At 34.2% G+C, this 17,283-nt stretch carries 26 protein-coding genes; 1 reads left to right on the forward strand and 25 read right to left on the reverse strand.

Annotation, left to right across the window (positions count from 1 at the left end):
- Positions 1-81: 81 nt before the first annotated feature.
- A complete protein-coding gene (locus ACF91D_RS00110; RefSeq protein ID WP_039069482.1) occupies positions 82-1,089 on the reverse strand; it encodes a zinc-binding alcohol dehydrogenase family protein in 1,008 nt (335 codons plus the stop codon).
- 20 nt (positions 1,090-1,109) lie between these two features.
- Positions 1,110-2,117, reverse strand: coding sequence for an NADP-dependent oxidoreductase (locus tag ACF91D_RS00115; RefSeq protein WP_069792427.1), 1,008 nt, complete (start codon positions 2,115-2,117; stop codon positions 1,110-1,112).
- 150 nt (positions 2,118-2,267) lie between these two features.
- Here ACF91D_RS00115 and ACF91D_RS00120 point away from each other — a divergent pair, with 150 nt between their 5' ends.
- Entirely contained in the window at positions 2,268-3,275 is a 1,008-nt protein-coding gene (locus ACF91D_RS00120) for an LLM class flavin-dependent oxidoreductase (protein ID WP_327620709.1), read from the forward strand.
- Between the two features lie 120 nt (positions 3,276-3,395).
- Here the strand turns inward: ACF91D_RS00120 and ACF91D_RS00125 are convergent, their stop codons facing one another.
- The 23 genes from ACF91D_RS00125 to rplE form a co-directional block, all read right to left on the reverse strand.
- A complete protein-coding gene (locus tag ACF91D_RS00125; RefSeq protein ID WP_327620710.1) occupies positions 3,396-4,262 on the reverse strand; it encodes an alpha/beta hydrolase in 867 nt (288 codons plus the stop codon).
- Between the two features lie 223 nt (positions 4,263-4,485).
- On the reverse strand, positions 4,486-4,878 hold the full coding sequence (gene rpsI, locus ACF91D_RS00130) for a 30S ribosomal protein S9 (protein WP_017722946.1): 393 nt from the start codon (positions 4,876-4,878) through the stop codon (positions 4,486-4,488).
- A gap of 19 nt (positions 4,879-4,897) precedes the next feature.
- Positions 4,898-5,335: a 50S ribosomal protein L13 gene (gene rplM, locus ACF91D_RS00135; RefSeq protein ID WP_017722945.1), complete on the reverse strand. Its 438-nt coding sequence runs from the start codon at positions 5,333-5,335 to the stop codon at positions 4,898-4,900.
- A 214-nt stretch (positions 5,336-5,549) separates the two neighbouring features.
- Positions 5,550-6,344 carry a tRNA pseudouridine(38-40) synthase TruA gene (truA, locus tag ACF91D_RS00140; RefSeq protein ID WP_039069488.1) on the reverse strand — a complete coding sequence of 265 codons (795 nt, stop codon included), beginning with the start codon at positions 6,342-6,344 and terminating at the stop codon, positions 5,550-5,552.
- Positions 6,345-6,350: 6 nt separating this feature from the next.
- Positions 6,351-7,157, reverse strand: a complete 807-nt coding sequence (locus ACF91D_RS00145; RefSeq protein ID WP_039069489.1) for an energy-coupling factor transporter transmembrane component T family protein — start codon at positions 7,155-7,157, stop codon at positions 6,351-6,353.
- Positions 7,147-8,010: an energy-coupling factor transporter ATPase gene (locus ACF91D_RS00150; RefSeq protein WP_039069490.1), complete on the reverse strand. Its 864-nt coding sequence runs from the start codon at positions 8,008-8,010 to the stop codon at positions 7,147-7,149. The genes ACF91D_RS00145 and ACF91D_RS00150 overlap by 11 nt, the downstream gene beginning before the upstream one ends.
- Complete coding sequence (locus ACF91D_RS00155; protein WP_107549642.1) at positions 8,007-8,816, reverse strand: energy-coupling factor transporter ATPase; 810 nt, start codon at positions 8,814-8,816, stop codon at positions 8,007-8,009. Before ACF91D_RS00155 ends, ACF91D_RS00150 begins: the two co-directional genes overlap by 4 nt.
- A 437-nt stretch (positions 8,817-9,253) precedes the next feature.
- Entirely contained in the window at positions 9,254-9,622 is a 369-nt protein-coding gene (gene rplQ, locus ACF91D_RS00160) for a 50S ribosomal protein L17 (protein ID WP_017722940.1), read from the reverse strand.
- Between the two features lie 18 nt (positions 9,623-9,640).
- On the reverse strand, positions 9,641-10,585 hold the full coding sequence (locus tag ACF91D_RS00165) for a DNA-directed RNA polymerase subunit alpha (RefSeq protein ID WP_017722939.1): 945 nt from the start codon (positions 10,583-10,585) through the stop codon (positions 9,641-9,643).
- Between the two features lie 75 nt (positions 10,586-10,660).
- The gene (rpsK, locus tag ACF91D_RS00170; RefSeq protein ID WP_002482636.1) at positions 10,661-11,050 is read right to left on the reverse strand and encodes a 30S ribosomal protein S11; all 390 of its coding nucleotides are present in this window, start codon (positions 11,048-11,050) and stop codon (positions 10,661-10,663) included.
- A 23-nt stretch (positions 11,051-11,073) separates the two neighbouring features.
- Complete coding sequence (gene rpsM / locus ACF91D_RS00175; RefSeq protein ID WP_002482635.1) at positions 11,074-11,439, reverse strand: 30S ribosomal protein S13; 366 nt, start codon at positions 11,437-11,439, stop codon at positions 11,074-11,076.
- A gap of 21 nt (positions 11,440-11,460) precedes the next feature.
- Entirely contained in the window at positions 11,461-11,574 is a 114-nt protein-coding gene (rpmJ, locus tag ACF91D_RS00180; protein ID WP_002471372.1) for a 50S ribosomal protein L36, read from the reverse strand.
- A gap of 31 nt (positions 11,575-11,605) precedes the next feature.
- Complete coding sequence (gene infA / locus ACF91D_RS00185) at positions 11,606-11,824, reverse strand: translation initiation factor IF-1 (protein WP_001118443.1); 219 nt, start codon at positions 11,822-11,824, stop codon at positions 11,606-11,608.
- A gap of 172 nt (positions 11,825-11,996) precedes the next feature.
- Positions 11,997-12,647, reverse strand: coding sequence for an adenylate kinase (locus tag ACF91D_RS00190; protein ID WP_039069493.1), 651 nt, complete (start codon positions 12,645-12,647; stop codon positions 11,997-11,999).
- Positions 12,648-12,664: 17 nt separating this feature from the next.
- Positions 12,665-13,957, reverse strand: coding sequence for a preprotein translocase subunit SecY (gene secY, locus ACF91D_RS00195; protein ID WP_039069495.1), 1,293 nt, complete (start codon positions 13,955-13,957; stop codon positions 12,665-12,667).
- Complete coding sequence (gene rplO, locus ACF91D_RS00200) at positions 13,957-14,397, reverse strand: 50S ribosomal protein L15 (protein ID WP_039069496.1); 441 nt, start codon at positions 14,395-14,397, stop codon at positions 13,957-13,959. The genes secY and rplO overlap by 1 nt, the downstream gene beginning before the upstream one ends.
- 18 nt (positions 14,398-14,415) lie before the next feature.
- Complete coding sequence (gene rpmD, locus ACF91D_RS00205; RefSeq protein WP_002482630.1) at positions 14,416-14,595, reverse strand: 50S ribosomal protein L30; 180 nt, start codon at positions 14,593-14,595, stop codon at positions 14,416-14,418.
- 16 nt (positions 14,596-14,611) lie between these two features.
- Complete coding sequence (rpsE, locus tag ACF91D_RS00210; protein WP_017722935.1) at positions 14,612-15,109, reverse strand: 30S ribosomal protein S5; 498 nt, start codon at positions 15,107-15,109, stop codon at positions 14,612-14,614.
- Between the two features lie 20 nt (positions 15,110-15,129).
- Positions 15,130-15,492 carry a 50S ribosomal protein L18 gene (gene rplR, locus ACF91D_RS00215; protein ID WP_017722934.1) on the reverse strand — a complete coding sequence of 121 codons (363 nt, stop codon included), beginning with the start codon at positions 15,490-15,492 and terminating at the stop codon, positions 15,130-15,132.
- Positions 15,493-15,523: 31 nt separating this feature from the next.
- Positions 15,524-16,060 carry a 50S ribosomal protein L6 gene (gene rplF, locus ACF91D_RS00220; RefSeq protein ID WP_017722933.1) on the reverse strand — a complete coding sequence of 179 codons (537 nt, stop codon included), beginning with the start codon at positions 16,058-16,060 and terminating at the stop codon, positions 15,524-15,526.
- Between the two features lie 27 nt (positions 16,061-16,087).
- The gene (gene rpsH / locus ACF91D_RS00225) at positions 16,088-16,486 is read right to left on the reverse strand and encodes a 30S ribosomal protein S8 (RefSeq protein ID WP_017722932.1); all 399 of its coding nucleotides are present in this window, start codon (positions 16,484-16,486) and stop codon (positions 16,088-16,090) included.
- A 31-nt stretch (positions 16,487-16,517) separates the two neighbouring features.
- Complete coding sequence (locus ACF91D_RS00230) at positions 16,518-16,703, reverse strand: type Z 30S ribosomal protein S14 (protein WP_002482625.1); 186 nt, start codon at positions 16,701-16,703, stop codon at positions 16,518-16,520.
- Positions 16,704-16,724: 21 nt separating this feature from the next.
- Entirely contained in the window at positions 16,725-17,264 is a 540-nt protein-coding gene (gene rplE / locus ACF91D_RS00235; RefSeq protein WP_017722931.1) for a 50S ribosomal protein L5, read from the reverse strand.
- Positions 17,265-17,283: the final 19 nt, after the last annotated feature.

Consider the following 17,283-nt stretch of genomic DNA (forward strand, 5'->3'; position numbering starts at 1 on the left):
AGCCATCATATCATGATGAATTATAGAAGATGCTTCACTTTATATTCAATTTTAAAGTAATAATTTTGTTAGTTTTAATTTTTAAAGTTTAATTACTAGCTTACCAATCATACTTTGATTTTCTAATTTAACATGGGCATCATATAAAGTTTCAACAGTTAAGCCATCTACCACTTCATTCACGGTCGGTTTATATATACCCGCTTCTATTTTTTCAGAAATATCAGTAAGGTAATCACGATGAATTTGCATATCTTCGGTTTCATGAATAGGTCTTGATGACATAAATTCATGAGTAAATGTAATACTCTTTGGTTTCAGCAAGTTTAAATCTTGTTTATTTTTGAAAGCAACAATCGTTGCAATCATTCCTCTTGGTTTTACTAATTCAATCATTTTTTCATAATACATATCCGTATCAAAAGTACAGAAAATGTAATCTACTTCACTAATTTCATATTTCTTAAATTCTTCGGCTAAATCATTCTTATGATTTAACACGATATCTGCACCCATATCTTTAGACCATTGGTGTGTTTCCTCACGCGATGCTGTAGTGATAACATGTAAGCCATAGTGCTTAGCGATTTGTGTGGCTATACTCCCTACACCACCAGCACCATTTATGATTAAAATAGATTTACCTTTATTTTCTTCTGGATTAAATGATATTTTAAAAACATCAAATAGTGTTTCGTAAGCAGTTAAACCGGTTAATGGAAGACTTGCTGCATCCACATTAGATATATTTTTTGGCTTTTTCGCTACTAAACGCTCATCAACAATTTGATAAGATTGATTGGAACCTTGGTATTTAGGCGATCCTGAATAAAAAACTTCATCTCCAATATCAAAGTGACTAACACCATCGCCCACTGCTTCTACCACACCTACCGCATCGAAACCTAAAATTCTTGGCGCTTGTTCAACCTCTGTTTTTCTGATTTTTGTATCTACAGGGTTAACGCTAATTGTTTCAACACGTACTAATAATTCATATTGTTCAGGTTTGGGAGTATCAACAGCAAACTCATAAAATAAATTGCCATCTTCTAGATTAAAACTTTTATCTGCACCTATCGCTTTCATCGTATGCACTCCTTTCTTGATTATACATTATCTGAAACTTGAACAACTTGTTTTCCGAAATTATCGCCTGTAAATAAGTTTCTAAAGGCATTTGGTAAGCTGTCAAAACCTTTTTTAACAGATGTCTTAGTCTTAATTTTATCTTCTTGAACCCACTGTGCAAGTTCTTTACTAGCATTTGGGAAATCATCTGCATAATTAGCAACAATAAATCCTTGCATTAATGCTTGTGATTTAATAATGATTGGCTGGATTCGAGGGCCATATTCAATTTCTGTATTATTATAACCAGAAATTGCACCACAAACTGGGATTCTAGCAAACTGATTAAGATGTTTCATAACTTCATCTGCGATTGTACCGCCTACATTTTCAAAATAGACATCTACGCCGTTCGGTACTGCTTTTGCCAATTGTTCAGCAAAATCATTCGCTTGATAATCTACGCCTGCATCAAAACCTAGTTCTTCGGTTAAATAATTGGTTTTTTCACTACCGCCTGCAATACCAACTACATGTGCGCCTTTTAACTTTGCAATTTGACCTACAACTGAACCAACTGCACCAGATGCAGCTGATACTACAACTGTTTCACCTTCTTGAGGTTGGCCGATTTTTAGTAAACCATGATAAGCAGTCTGCCCAGTCATACCTAAAACACTAAGATATAAATATAAAGGAATATCAGTTTGGCTCACTTTAATAGCATGTTTGGCTTTTATATTAACTATTTTTTGCCAAGGAAACGTGCCGGTAACAATGTCATCTTTTGTAAATCCATCTACATTTGATACAGTAACTCTTCCTACTACATGACCATTCATAGGTTCGTCTAATTGGAATGGGGCTACATATGATTCACTATCATCCATACGACCACGCATGTAAGGATCTACTGATATATATAACGATTCTATTTGAATTTCATCTTGCTTCGGTTCTTCTACTTCCACAGTTTCATATCTAAATACATCATCGGATGGAATGCCTTCAGGTCTTTTTGCTAATACAATTCTTTCTGTGTTCATTATATTACCTCCATTCATTGTTTGACTTTATTCTAAAGGCATACTTTTCATCAATCAATCAAATCGCTTATTCATTATTTCAATTACGTGTTATGCTATTGCTAATTTATAAAACATATCATTCGTTTTATCACGTTAGGAGATTGTACATTGAAACTTAGTATTTTAGATTATGTACCAATATTTGAAGGACGTACCGCTACTCAAGCATTAAACCATGCTGTTGAATTAGCCCAATTAGCTGAAAGGCTAAATTACACACGTTATTGGGTTGCTGAACATCATCAAGTCTTTTCAGTAGCATCTAGTGCCCCCGAAATGATTATGATGTCATTGTTAGAAAATACTAGTTCAATTCAAATTGGAAGCGGGGGTGTTATGTTACCACATTATAGTGCTTATAAAGTGGCTGAAGTATTTAAAACTATGGAAGCTAGACACCCTGGTAGAGTGAACTTAGGTACTGGTCATTCTAAGAGTTATAAGAATGTAAATAAAGCTTTGAATGAGCACAAAACAATACCTGTTGATTATGAGAATCAAATTGATGATCTGATAACTTATTTTAATAGTGACAGTGAGAACAATATAAATCATCGCTATACAGATTTATATGTGATGCCACTTATCGACACTAAGCCAAAAATGTTTGTTTTGGGTACAAGTAAAAAAAGTGCAACTCTCGCTGCTAATACAGGCTTACCTTTTGTTATTGCCAATATGGGGCAAGATAAGGAACAAATTAAATCTGTAATAACTCATTATCGTTCTTCATTCAAAGCACAGTATCCTACAAATCATCCTTATGTCATCATGACTTCTTTTGTAATTACGGCAAATAATAAACATCAACGTCAAGATTTATCTTATGCGTTCCATTTGTGGTTATTGCGTATTGGTTATTTAGACCAACCAAAATTCTATCCCTCTGTGAACTATGTGAAACAAAAATCATTTTCTTCGAGAGAAGTTGAAAAAATGAGTCAACAGAATAATCGAGTTATAGTAGGTTCACCTAAAGAAGTCATCTCCAAATTAAAAGTAATGATGAATGACTTTGATGCTGACGAAATTATGATTCAACCACATGTTTATGGAGAAGGTAACAGAAAACACTTAATTCAATTACTCGCAACAGAGAACTTTGAATATAAATAAAATAGCACTTACACATGTACTATATTTGATGCGTAAGTGCCATTTATCAAATTGTAAAAAACAAGAGCTCTCTTATTGAATAAGCACAATTAACTCAATAAATTAAGTGATATTTTAAATTTATTTGCCCCATAAAAATTGATTCATTTTATCGGTGACATAAGTATTATCATGAAGTTCACTATGATCAGCTTTTTGTCCAATCACTTTAAATTCTTCATAACTACTTACTTTATCATCAACTAAGTACCTTAATGATTTAGATGAAACATTTGTAACTCGATTATCAGAATGTGTGCCATCTTTTATATCACCATAAATATTTAGCACTTTTGCTGTTTCTGGGTATGATGTTTTCATAGGTAACAAATCTTTATATGCTTTTAGCATTTTATTTGGTTTCCCATTTTCATCTAATTTAATATCTAAATCAAGACCATTTATATCAACTTCGCCATTAAAATTACCCGCTAAACTCACTTGTTTATTTAGTTTTGGTAAGTTTTGATTACCTCCATAATTCAGCATGTAATAACTGAAAGATTGATTACCCATAGAATGTGCGACAAAATTAAACTGGTCAAAGTGATATTGGCTCATCATAGCAATAATAACTTGTTGAATCCATTGCGCATTTTTACTTAAATCTTTATTTGTATTATCTTCTAATATAATTTCAATAACTGGATTCTTCGCTTCAGGTGACAATTCCCCCTCAAATGTCACCGTTCCCTTTTCAGAAACTTTTGCTTTAACTACTTCTTGAGTAATATCTTCTTCTATCGCCGAGTCAATTAGGAACTTTATGGAATTCTCTGTCCCACCATAACCATGTAAATAAAATGTAGGTGTATTAGTATACTTATAATTATTTTCTTTATGTTGACTATATGTTTTAAAAGCTGCAATCATAATGATGACAAATAAAATGAATGCAATCAATACTATAGTCAGATATATATTAGGTCTATGTTTACTATTTTTCATATAAATACCTCAAATTTAAAATTATCTTCTATTATTAATTATACTATGACACTTTACAAGATTAGTCATTCATTTTGATACAAATAAATATTATTAAAGTAAAACAAAAAAACTTCCCAAGAAATTGGGAAGTTTTAAACGTTTGTTCAATTGAACACAAATTACTAAGCAACTTGTGTAGCAAACCTGTATGCAAATTGAATTTGCAATAGCTTCGGCAATATTAACGTTTTGAGAATTGTGGTGAACGACGAGCTTTTTTAAGACCTGGTTTTTTACGTTCTTTCATACGAGGATCACGAGTAAGTAATCCAGCGCGTTTTAAAGAACCTCTGTATTCAGGATCAGCTTCTAATAATGCACGTGAAATTCCGTGACGGATTGCTTGAGCTTGTCCAGTAAATCCTCCACCGTGAACGTTAACTAATACATCATAGTTACCTTTAGTTTCTGTTACATCAAATGCTTGGTTAATGTCTAAAATTAATGATTCGAATGGTAAATAACTACGTACATCACGGCCGTTAACAGTAATGTTACCTTCACCTGGTACTAAACGTACACGTGCTACTGAGTTTTTACGACGGCCTGTGCCTTTATATTCAACTTGTGCCAATGTAATTTCCTCCTTTTAATTAACCACGTAACTCGTAGTTTTCTGGTTGTTGTGCAGCGTGTGGATGTTCAGCGCCACCATATACAAATAATTTTTTACCTTGTTTTTCACCTAAACGTGTGCTTGGAAGCATACCTTTAATTGAATTTTCAAGTAAACGTTCTGGGTTGTTAGCTTTTAACTCGCCAGCTGAAACTGATTTGATGCCACCTGGGTGATTTGAGTGACGATAGTACATTTTATCGCGCTCTTTATTACCAGTGAAGTGAATTTTTGAAGCGTTAACGACGATTACATAATCACCTGTATCAACGTGTGGTGTATAAGTTACTTTATTTTTACCGCGTAAAATAGCTGCTACTTCTGATGATAAACGACCAAGTGTTTTACCTTCAGCATCAATAACATACCATTTGCGCTCAATGTTTGATTCATTAGCCATAAATGTTTGACGCATATAATTGTCCTCCTAGAATAAATAAATGTTTCTTAATTTAATAGTTTATACTTGCTAAATCTTAAATTTCATCTATTTTTTTAATAGTTTGTTTCTACGTGCTTCTATATCTTGTAACACAATAAGATTCCGGGGCTTATCGTGGGTGATATAAAACAATACCGTTAGTAATCGTATAATTTTTTTGTCATTTTGTCAACGACATTTAGTAATTTCATATAGATTTTTTTCGATGTAATTTTATATCATTACCAAAATCAGTGGTTAATTCACTTGGCGTTAGATAAATCTTCTCTAAATATAACCCTTCTGCCGGTGCAGTAAACGGTACTTTATTACGATCTTTATCCTCTAATAATTTAGGTATTTCTTCTGGTTGTCGTTTTCCTTTGCCTACTTCAATTAAAAAGGCTATTAACACACGCACCATATTATATAGGAAACCTGAGCCGGTGACAATATAGTCAAAGCCATTTTCTGTTTTTTCTATACGACTTTCGTATAGCGTTCTCACTTTGCTAACAACTTCTGTTTTTTGCGAACAGAACCCTGTAAAATCATGAGTACCTATAAAGTATCGTGCAGCTGTATTCATTTTATCTATATCTAACGTTTCAGCGATATGTGTTTTTAAGCCATTAAGAAACGGATCTTTGTGTTTAGATTGATAAATTTTATATCGGTAAGATTTACCTACACAATCATATCTACAATGAAAATCATCACTAACAAAACTGACATGATTGACATATATATCACCGGGTAATGCTCGATTCATCGCATATTGCCATTGTTGTTCAGGGATGTCCAACTCTGTGTCAAAATGAAAATATTGCTCAATTGCATGTACACCTCTATCTGTTCTACTACTTGGGTGAATTCTCACATCATGCTTATGCATACGCTTTAATATCTTTTCGAATTGTTGTTGTACCGTTCTTCCATTTTGTTGTATTTGAAAACCTAGGAATTGGCTTCCTTGATAAGAAATATTTACTAAAACACGCATGATTTACTACACTCCCATGAATTTTAACACAAATAATACTACTGATATTGGCAATAATAGTAACAGCGTTAAACTGTCTTTCACTTGCCACTGTAGCTTACGATAATTTGTCCTTTGCTTTTTCGTATCATAACCTCTCACTTCCATCGCAATCGCCAAATCTTCAGCGCGTTGGAACGCAGAAATAAATAAAGGAATCAACAAAGGTACAAATGCTTTCACTCTATTAATTATACTACCCGAACTAATTTCAGAACCTCTGGATTTTTGAGCCAATATAATTTTATCTAATTCATTCATCAACGTAGGGATAAACCTTAACGCAATAGACATCATCATACTTAATTGATGTACAGGTATTTTCACTAATTTCAGTGGTGATAGTAGTTTTTCAAAAGCATCCGTTAAATCAATTGGACTTGTACTTAACGTCATAATGGTTGAAATCATAATAATAAACATAAGTCGCAAAACTATATAAATACCTTCTAAAATACCATCTGTATCAATTGAGACAAATCCTAATTCAAATAACCTTGTACCACCTTTGGTTAAGAACAAATGCATTAAAAACGTAAATATTAGAAAAATCCAAATGGGTGTTAAACCTTTAGCTAAAAACCAAAATTTAATTTGTGCTAGTTTCATAAATATAATAATTGAAATAAATAACCATAAATACGTTGTAAAAGAATGCGCAAAAAAGATTAAGATAATAAATATAAAAACAAAAATCAATTTCGCACGTGGATCTAAACGATGTATAATCGTATCTAGTGGAAGGTAACGTCCTATAATAAACTTATCTTTCATCTTGTCGCCACCCCTTATACATTTCAATAAACTCTTCTTCAGTCAAAGCAATTTTATTGAAATAATATTGATGCTTGTCTTCTAAATCACGTTGCAATTTTACAACATCTGGTACATCAAGATGCATTTGATTCACATAATTCGTATCACTAAATAGTTTGCGAGGTGGACAGGATTCTATCAGTTGACCGTGTTGCATAATTTTTATTTCATCCACGTACTTCGCCACATCATTCATTTCATGCGTCACAAGGATAATTGTCTTTTGCTGTTCAACTTGAAGTTTCTTTATCATTTTCATTATCTGTTTTCTACTTTTAGGATCAAGACCCGCTGTAGGTTCATCAAGTATAACAATGTCAGGATCCATTGCTAATATTGATGTAAGAGCTATCTTTCTCATTTGCCCACCAGACATTTGAAATGGTGACTGTTGTAATATATCTCTATTAAATCCAAATTCTATGAGCAAACGAAATGCTCTTTCCTTCACTTCATCTAATGGCATATTAAAGTTTTTTGGGCCAAATAATATCTCGCGTTCTACTGAATCTTCGAACAACTGTGACTCTGGAAATTGAAATACAACACCCACTCGCTTACGAACATCCTTCAAATACTTATCTTTCGTCTTATGACTAATTTCCACATCATTAATTTGAAGCAAACCTTCTGTTGGTTTAAGTAGTCCATTAAAATGCTGAATTAGTGTAGATTTTCCGGAACCTGTTTGACCAATAATTGCATAATACTTTCCTTGTTCAAAAGTCGTTACAATTTCACTTAATGCCTGATGCTCAAATGGTGTTCCTTTTTGATAAACATAACTTACTCGGTTGAAATTAACAGTCATAATTTTTTTACCAACCCTTCATATGTTATGAAATCAACACTACCTAGTAATTGATTATGCATTCGTATAGAGAATGGTAAGTCTAAACCGATTTGAGTGAGTTTATCACCATCACTGAAAATATCGTTTGGTAGTCCCGTTTGATATACCTCTCCTTCATTTAATACAACGAGGTAATCAGCTTCTGCAGCTTCTGATAAATCATGTGTAATAGAAATAATCGTTACGTCTTTTTCTTCTTTTATACGGTGAATTAAATCAATTAAGTCTTTTCTACCAGCAGGGTCTAACATAGATGTCGCTTCGTCCAAAATAATAATATCGGTATCTAATGCAAGTACGCCTGCAATTGCGACACGCTGCTTTTGGCCACCAGAAAGCGATTGTGGTTCATAATTTGCTCTATCTAACATATCTACATCATCTAAAGCTTTAGGCACTATCGCTCTCATATCATCATATGAGATACTATGATTTTCTAGACCAAATGCCACATCAAATTCAACAGTCGATCCTACAAATTGATTCTCTGGATTTTGAAATACAATACCAATATGCTGCCTTAAATAATCCAAATTCTGCTGGCTAACAGCTTCATTTTGAAAATAAATATTACCTTCAAACGGCTTTTCAATGCCTACCATTAATTTAGCAATCGTCGATTTGCCCGAACCATTGTGTCCAACTATGGAAGTCCATTTCCCTTTTGGAATACTAAAAGATACATCTTTCAACGCAAGTGGTTCATCACTATTATATTTAAATGAAACATGCTTAAATTTAATAATATGCTCTTGCGTCTCCATATCTATTGCCTCCAATAACTAGTAAGTCTATTTTTTTATATACCTTATCTATTTTACATGAAAATTTAAATATATACTACCATTAAAGAAGGTCTCAATATTGATTTTAACAGTATCTATATATAAGTATAAGCAACACTCTAAAACTTTGTTTAGCTAGCACTGCTTATGCATTCGCTTATCGAATGTATTCCTTTTTTATTCTGAAGAATTAAGGTTCTGCAGTTCGCTATTGCTTCGCAATTGCATAAGTCCCCCTAAATTCTGAAGAATTAAGGGGGACTAAATAAAAAAGCGCGCACCCCATCATATTTTGAGTTCACGCTTTAAATTTTATTAAGTTTTGATGGGGTACTCTGAGCTAGACAATATTTGTATGTGGCAAACATTATCGTTGCACTCATTTGCTTTATACATAGTAGTTACGTATATTTAAATTAAACTAATTCAATAATTACTGATTCAGCGCCATCGCCGCGACGAGGACCTGCTTTAAGAATACGAGTGTAACCGCCTTGACGTTCTGTATAACGTTCAGCAACTTCACCAAATAATTTTTGTAATGCAGTTTGTGTTGATTCATCATCATTTAAGATTTCAACATTGCGTAAAGTTTTAGCCGCTTGACGACGAGAAGCTAAATCTCCTTTTTTACCTAAAGTGATTAATTTTTCAACCACACTACGTAATTCTTTTGCACGTGCTTCTGTAGTTTCAATGCGTTCGCTAACGATAAGTGAAGTAGCTAAATCGCGTAACATCGCTTTACGTTGATCAGAAGTACGACCTAATTTTCTGTAACCCATGAGTTAACCTCCTTTATATTAATCTTCTTTTCTTAAACCTAAACCTAAATCTTCGAGTTTGTATTTAACTTCTTCTAAAGATTTACGACCTAAATTACGTACTTTCATCATATCTGCTTCAGATTTATCTGCTAATTCTTGAACAGAGTTAATGCCTGCACGTTTTAAACAGTTATAAGAACGCACTGATAAGTCTAATTCTTCAATAGACATTTCGAGTACTTTTTCTTTTTGATCTTCTTCTTTTTCAATCATGATTTCAGCATTTTGCGCTTCATCAGTTAATCCAACGAAGATATTCAGATGTTCAGTTAGGATTTTTGCAGCTAATGAAACAGATTCTTGTGGTGTGATTGAACCATTAGTCCAAACATCCAAAGTTAACTTATCAAAATCACTGCTTTGACCCACACGTGTATTTTCTACAGTATAGTTAACACGTTCTACTGGTGAATAAAGTGAGTCCACTGGAATTACACCAATTGGTAAATCACTAGTTTTATTTTGTTCTGCTAATGCGTAACCTCTACCCTTATTAGCAACTAGACGGATTTTTAAATGTCCACCTTTTGAGACTGTTGCAATTTTAATCTCAGGATTTAAAATTTCAACATCACTATCATGAGTAATGTCACTTGCAGTTACATCGCCTTCATCTTTAACATCAATTTCTAAAGTTTTGTCTTCTTCAGAATAGATTTTTAATGCAAGTTTTTTAATGTTCATAATAATTGTAGAAACATCTTCAACCACATTATCTATTGCTGAAAATTCGTGTAACACGCCTTCGATTTCAATGTACTTAACGGCTGCACCTGGTAATGAAGATAGTAGGATACGACGTAAGGAGTTTCCTAGTGTAGTACCGTAGCCACGTTCTAGTGGTTCAACAACGAACTTACCGAATTTAGCATCATCACTAATTTCAATTGTTTCAATTCTAGGTTTTTCGATTTCAATCATTTACAATATCCTCCTTGATTACGTCGACTTGATATATACTGTATTTCTCAGTGACCTGCGACAATAACAATAAAATTATACGCGACGACGTTTTGGTGGACGACAACCATTATGTGGTACTGGAGTAACGTCACGAATTGCAGTTACTTCTAATCCAGCTGATTGTAATGCACGGATAGCTGATTCACGACCAGGACCAGGGCCTTTTACAGTAACTTCAACAGATTTTAAACCGTGTTCCATCGCTGTTTTTGAAGCAGTTTCAGAAGCCATTTGAGCTGCAAATGGAGTTGATTTTTTTGATCCTTTAAAGCCTAGTGCACCTGCTGATGACCATGATAACGCGTTACCAAATTCATCAGTAATAGTTACGATTGTATTATTGAATGTTGAACGGATGTGAGCCACACCATTTTCAATATTCTTTTTCACTCTACGTTTACGAGATACTTGTTTACGTGCCATTTAAATTTTGCCTCCTTTACCTATTATTTTTTCTTGTTAGCTACAGTTTTAACTGGGCCTTTACGAGTACGAGCATTGTTTTTCGTTTTTTGTCCGCGAACTGGTAATCCACGACGGTGACGGATACCACGGTATGATGAGATTTCCATTAAACGTTTAATGTTTAAGTTTTGCTCACGACGTAAGTCACCTTCTACTTTATAGTTGTCAACTACTTCACGGATACGACCTAATTCATCATCAGTTAAATCTTTAACGCGTGTTTCAGGTGATACGTTAGCTTCTTCAGCAATTTTGTTTGCTGTAGTAGTACCGATACCATACACATAAGTTAAAGAAATAACAATACGTTTTTCACGTGGAATATCTACTCCTGCAATACGTGCCATAATTAATTACACCTCTCTTTATTAGCCTTGTTTTTGTTTATGTTTTGGGTTGCTACAAATTACCATTACTTTACCTTTACGTTTAATGACTTTACATTTTTCGCAAATTGGTTTTACTGATGGTCTTACTTTCATTTTAATACCTCCCTATATTATGGAGTGACGATTATTTATAACGATACGTAATTCTTCCGCGCGTTAAATCATACGGAGACATTTCAACTGTTACTTTGTCGCCAGGTAGAATGCGAATATAATTCATTCTGATTTTACCACTAACATGAGCTAAAATCTCATGACCATTTTCTAATTCTACTTTAAACATTGCATTTGGTAAAGTATCTAATACAGTACCTTCTAATTCAATTACATCTTGTTTAGCCATTAATTAACTTCCCCCTTTTTGAAATAGTTGGTTATCGTCAAAAATCAACTCTAACCATACGAGTCTATAAGTGTTGTTAATCAGTTTAACAAAATTAAATGAATTACGTTAACGCATAGTCACTCTTATTTAATTATACCTTTAGCATTACATAGACCGTACAAAGTTGACTTTATTTTAAATTTTCTAAGATATCAATTACGTCTTGTGTGACTACGTTAATATCTCTAGAACCATCAATGTTTTTTAAAACATTTTTATTATCATAGAATTCTAAGATAGGTTTAGATTGTTTAACATTGACATTTAAACGATTTGCAACTGTTTCTGGGTTGTCATCTTCACGTTGATACAATTTACCACCGTCAAGATCACAAATTCCATCAACTTTTGGAGGATTGAATACAAGATGATAAGTTGTTCCGCATTTTTCACAGATCCTACGACCAGTAAGGCGGTTCATTAATTCTTCTTCAGGTACCTCTATATTGATAACAGCATCAATTTTTCTATCTAATTCTTGCATAATATTACTTAATGCTTCAGCTTGTTCAATAGTACGAGGAAAGCCGTCAAGTAAGAATCCTTTTTTTGCATCGTCTTCAGATATTCTATCTTTGACAATACCCACAGTAACTTCATCAGGGACTAATTCTCCACGATCCATGTATGATTTAGCTTCTTTACCTAAATCAGTTTCATCTTTAATCGCTTTTCTGAACATGTCGCCAGTAGATATGTGTGGAATTGGGAATTTCTTAACAATTTCACTCGCTTGAGTTCCTTTACCTGCACCAGGTAAACCCATTAAAATGATATTCATAAGTGCCCTCCTACAATTTATCTACCACCAAAGCCTCTATAGTCTTTTTGGCTCACTTGAGCTTCTAGACTCTTCATTGTTTCAATCGCTACACCAATTACAATCAGTAAGCTAGTACCACCAACCTGAATAGATTGCGGTAAACTCATAACTTTGGTTGCAATAATTGGCAGAATCGCAATTACAGCTAAGAATATTGATCCTACAAATGTTAAACGATAGAGAACTCTAGTAATATATAGTTTTGTTTGTTCGCCAGGTCTAATACCTGGGACATAGCTTCCTTGTTTCTTAAGATTATCAGCCATCTTTTCAGGATTAACTTGGACAAATGCATAGAAATATGCGAATGCAATAATAAGCACCACATATACAATCATACCGATGTTATTCGATGGATTTGCCACATCAGATATCCGTTGCGCCCAACTAGCGTCAGGGAAAAACAATGTTAATGTTCTTGGTAACAAGAAGAACGCCATTGCAAAGATAACTGGGATAACCCCTGCAGAGTTAACTTTCAAAGGTAAATATGTTGCTTGTGAACCTAATCGTTGTGTTGATTGTTTCTTCGCATATTGAATTGGAATTTTACGAATAGCTTGTAATACAAATATTGCGCCAACCGTTAATAATATCATGCCAATAATTAATCCAATTACTTTCAACCATGCCATAGAAGTATCATCTTGACCAACGAAGGCCTGTTGATAAAACTGTATTAATGATGAAGGTAACGAAGACAAAATACCTGCGAAGATAATAATGGATATACCATTACCAACACCGAACTGAGTGATTTGTTCACCTAACCAAATTAGGAATGCAGTACCAGCTGTTAATACAACAGCGATTAATAAATAACTAAGGACTGACTGATCCATGATCAACTGACCTTTAAGGTAATTATTAAATTGGAACGCCATACCAATTGATTGGATAAAAGCAAGTACAATCGCAAAATAACGAGTTACGTTATTAAGTTTTTTCCTACCTGCCTCACCTTGTTTTGCCCACTCTGAAAACTTCGGAATAATATCCATTTGTAATAACTGCATAACAATCGATGCAGTTATATAAGGCATTATACCCATGGCAAAGATAGAAAAGTTCTTCAAGGCTCCGCCACCAAATGTATTTAACAAGTCAGTGACACCTTGAGAACCTTGTTGACTGTCAAAAGCAGCTGGGTTCACACCAGGTGCTGGAATATAAGTACCTATTTTAAAAATAACTAACATTGCGAGAGTAAAAAAGATCTTGTTACGAACTTCTTTAGTTTTAAAGAAATTCACAAGCGTTTCAAACATTAGATCACCTCGTGTGCTCCGCCTTTTGCATCAATAGCTTCTGCTGCAGATGCAGAGAATTTGTTAGCTTTAACAGTTAATTTCTTGTCAAGTGAACCTTTACCTAGTACTTTAATACCAGCTTTTTCACTCTTAACTACACCAGATTCTACTAATAAAGCAGGAGTTACTTCAGTACCATCTTCAAATTTATTAAGTTGGTCTAAGTTAACAATAGCATATTCTTTACGGTTAATGTTAGTAAAACCTCGTTTTGGTAAGCGACGGAATAATGGTAATTGACCACCTTCGAAGCCTGGTCTTACACTACCACCTGAACGTGCTTTTTGACCTTTTTGTCCACGACCACTAGTTTTACCGTTACCAGTAGCTGCACCACGACCAACGCGGTTACGAACTTTACGAGAACCTTCTGCCGGTTTTAACTCATGTAATTTCATTTCGGCACCTCCTTAAAATTATTTTTCTTCTACTGTCACTAAGTGACTTACTTTGTTGATTTGCCCACGAATAGCAGGGTTATCTTCAACGACTACTGAAGAGTTTGTTTTTTTCAAACCTAAAGCTTCAACAGTTTTACGTTGTGTTTCTGGACGACCTATAACACTACGAGTGAGGGTAATTTGTAATTTAGCCATAACTTATATTCCCTCCTTAATTGTATAATTCTTCTACTGATTTGCCACGTAATTTCGCAACGTCTTCAGCATTTTTAAGGTTTTTTAATCCATTGATTGTTGCACGAACCATGTTAATTGGTGTATTTGATCCTAAAGATTTACTTAAGATATCAGTGATACCCGCTAATTCTAATACTGCACGAACAGGGCCACCTGCAATAACACCAGTACCAGGTGCAGCTGGTTTCATAAATACACTGCCTGAACTGAAACGTCCAGTAACTGTGTGAGGTGTAGTACCTTCAACACGTGGAACAACAACTAAATCTTTTTTAGCTGCTTCTACTGCTTTTTTGATTGCTTCTGGTACCTCTTGTGCTTTACCAGTACCGAAACCAACGCGACCGTTTTTATCTCCTACTACTACTAAAGCAGTGAAACGGAAACGACGACCACCTTTTACAACTTTCGCAACACGGTTAATTGTAACAACGCGTTCTTCAAATTCTTTCGCTTCTTCTCTACGAGCCATGTAAATGTCCCTCCTTTAAATTAAAATTCTAAACCATTTTCACGAGCTGCATCTGCTAAGGCTTTAACACGGCCATGGTATAAATATCCTCCACGGTCAAATACAATTGTTTTTACGCCTTTTTCGCTAGCTCTTTTAGCTACAGTTTCGCCAACTTTAGCTGATAAGTCAACTTTTGAACCAGACTCATTAGCTAAATCTTTTTCTTGTGTTGATGCTTGAGCGATTGTTTTACCATTAACATCATCTATAACTTGTGCATAGATATGCTTGTTTGAACGATAGATATTCAAACGAGGTTTCTCAGCTGTACCAGCTAATTTGCTACGTACACGTGAATGTCTTTTTAAACGCACTTTATTTTTATCAATTTTGCTGATCATCTTAATTCTCCTTTCTATAGAAAGTTATTTATTATTTACCAGTTTTACCTTCTTTACGGCGAACGTATTCACCTTGGTAACGAATTCCTTTACCTTTATAAGGTTCTGGAGGTCTTACTGAACGAATGTTTGAAGCGATAGCTCCAACTTGTTCTTTAGAAATACCAGCAACTGTAACTGTTGTATTCTTTTCTACACCGAAAGTAATACCGTCATCAGCTTTAATTTCTACTGGGTGAGAGTAACCAACGTTTAAGATTAAGTCATTACCTTGCATTTGAGCACGGTAACCAACACCAACTAGTTCAAGTGTTTTTTGGTATCCTTCTTTAACACCTTGTATCATATTATTAATTAAAGCACGAGTTGTACCATGTACTGTTCTATCTTCTTTAGAATCAGTTGGTCTTACAACTTCTAAAGTGCTTTCGTCTTGTTTATATGTCATTCTTTCATTCATTGTTCTTGATAATTCACCTTTAGGACCTTTAACAGTAACTGTGTTACCTTCAACACTTACTGTTACGTCGCTAGGGATGTCAATAATTTTTTTACCAACACGACTCATGTTATCGCACCTCCTTATTATTTATTATTACCAAATGTAACCTAAGATTTCTCCACCGATATTACGTTTTCTAGCTTCTTTATCAGTGATAACACCTTCTGAAGTAGAAACTAATGCAATACCTAAACCATTAAGCACTTTAGGTACTTCGTTAGCTTTAGCATATACACGTAAACCTGGTTTTGAGATACGTTTTAATCCAGTGATAACACGCTCATTATTTTGACCATATTTTAGGAATAAACGAATTACCCCTTGTTTATCGTCTTCAACGTATTCTACGTTTTTAATGAAACCTTCACTTTTTAATATTTCAGCAATTTCTTTTTTAATGTTAGAAGCAGGTAATTCTAATTTATCGTGACGCACCATGTTTGCGTTTCTTACACGAGTTAGCATATCTGCAATTGGATCGTTGATTGTCATTGATTGTTGCCTCCTTTCAGACTATTTTCTATTACCAGCTAGCTTTACGAACGCCAGGGATTTGGCCTTTATAAGCTAATTCACGGAAACAAATACGGCATAATTTGAATTTACGATATACAGAATGTGGACGACCACAGCGTTCACAACGAGTATATTCACGTACTTGGAACTTTTGTTTTTTTTGTTGCTTAGCAACCATTGAAGTTTTAGCCACTTAATTAGCCTCCTTTAGAGATTATTTTTGAAATGGCATACCGAATTGTGTTAACAATTCACGAGCTTCCTCGTCAGTGTTAGCAGTAGTTACGATAACGATATCCATTCCTCGTATTTTACTTACGCGATCATAGTCGATTTCAGGGAAAATTAATTGTTCTTTAACACCTAGAGTGTAGTTACCTCTACCGTCGAATGCAGTTTTTGATACACCACGGAAGTCACGTACACGTGGAAGTGATACAGCGATTAATTTATCTAAAAAGTCATACATTCTTTCTCCACGAAGTGTTACTTTAGCTCCGATAGGCATACCTTCACGTAAACGGAAAGTTGCTACTGATTTTTTAGCTTTTGTAATTAATGGTTTTTGACCAGTGATTGACTGTAATTCTTCTACAGCGTCATCTAATACTTTTGTATTTTGAACAGCGTCACCGACACCCATATTTACTACGATTTTTTCTATTTTTGGAACTTCCATTACTGAACTATAGTCAAATTGTTTCACTAAGTTTTGAGTAACTTCAGAGTTATATTTTTCTTTTAAACGGTTCACAGTGGATCCTCCTTTCAAT

Source organism: Staphylococcus sp. 231237_7MaSpsaltlick, assembly GCF_043107035.1.

Excerpts from the sequence above, each read along its gene's own strand:
- ACF91D_RS00110 (WP_039069482.1), bottom strand. The coding sequence starts at position 1,089 with ATGAAAGCGATAGGTGCAGATAAAAGTTTTAATCTAGAAGATGGCAAT.
- ACF91D_RS00115 (WP_069792427.1), bottom strand. The coding sequence starts at position 2,117 with ATGAACACAGAAAGAATTGTATTAGCAAAAAGACCTGAAGGCATTCCA.
- ACF91D_RS00125 (WP_327620710.1), bottom strand. The coding sequence starts at position 4,262 with ATGAAAAATAGTAAACATAGACCTAATATATATCTGACTATAGTATTG.
- rplM (WP_017722945.1), bottom strand. The coding sequence starts at position 5,335 with ATGCGTCAAACATTTATGGCTAATGAATCAAACATTGAGCGCAAATGG.
- truA (WP_039069488.1), bottom strand. The coding sequence starts at position 6,344 with ATGCGTGTTTTAGTAAATATTTCTTATCAAGGAAGCCAATTCCTAGGT.
- ACF91D_RS00145 (WP_039069489.1), bottom strand. The coding sequence starts at position 7,157 with ATGAAAGATAAGTTTATTATAGGACGTTACCTTCCACTAGATACGATT.
- ACF91D_RS00150 (WP_039069490.1), bottom strand. The coding sequence starts at position 8,010 with ATGACTGTTAATTTCAACCGAGTAAGTTATGTTTATCAAAAAGGAACA.
- ACF91D_RS00155 (WP_107549642.1), bottom strand. The coding sequence starts at position 8,816 with ATGGAGACGCAAGAGCATATTATTAAATTTAAGCATGTTTCATTTAAA.
- rplQ (WP_017722940.1), bottom strand. The coding sequence starts at position 9,622 with ATGGGTTACAGAAAATTAGGTCGTACTTCTGATCAACGTAAAGCGATG.
- ACF91D_RS00165 (WP_017722939.1), bottom strand. The coding sequence starts at position 10,585 with ATGATTGAAATCGAAAAACCTAGAATTGAAACAATTGAAATTAGTGAT.
- rpsK (WP_002482636.1), bottom strand. The coding sequence starts at position 11,050 with ATGGCACGTAAACAAGTATCTCGTAAACGTAGAGTGAAAAAGAATATT.
- rpsM (WP_002482635.1), bottom strand. The coding sequence starts at position 11,439 with ATGGCACGTATTGCAGGAGTAGATATTCCACGTGAAAAACGTATTGTT.
- rpmJ (WP_002471372.1), bottom strand. The coding sequence starts at position 11,574 with ATGAAAGTAAGACCATCAGTAAAACCAATTTGCGAAAAATGTAAAGTC.
- infA (WP_001118443.1), bottom strand. The coding sequence starts at position 11,824 with ATGGCTAAACAAGATGTAATTGAATTAGAAGGTACTGTATTAGATACT.
- ACF91D_RS00190 (WP_039069493.1), bottom strand. The coding sequence starts at position 12,647 with ATGAATATCATTTTAATGGGTTTACCTGGTGCAGGTAAAGGAACTCAA.
- secY (WP_039069495.1), bottom strand. The coding sequence starts at position 13,957 with ATGTTTGAAACGCTTGTGAATTTCTTTAAAACTAAAGAAGTTCGTAAC.
- rplO (WP_039069496.1), bottom strand. The coding sequence starts at position 14,397 with ATGAAATTACATGAGTTAAAACCGGCAGAAGGTTCTCGTAAAGTTCGT.
- rpmD (WP_002482630.1), bottom strand. The coding sequence starts at position 14,595 with ATGGCTAAATTACAAATTACCCTCACTCGTAGTGTTATAGGTCGTCCA.
- rpsE (WP_017722935.1), bottom strand. The coding sequence starts at position 15,109 with ATGGCTCGTAGAGAAGAAGCGAAAGAATTTGAAGAACGCGTTGTTACA.
- rplR (WP_017722934.1), bottom strand. The coding sequence starts at position 15,492 with ATGATCAGCAAAATTGATAAAAATAAAGTGCGTTTAAAAAGACATTCA.
- rplF (WP_017722933.1), bottom strand. The coding sequence starts at position 16,060 with ATGAGTCGTGTTGGTAAAAAAATTATTGACATCCCTAGCGACGTAACA.
- rpsH (WP_017722932.1), bottom strand. The coding sequence starts at position 16,486 with ATGACAATCAACGATCCAATTGCAGATATGCTAACTCGTGTAAGAAAC.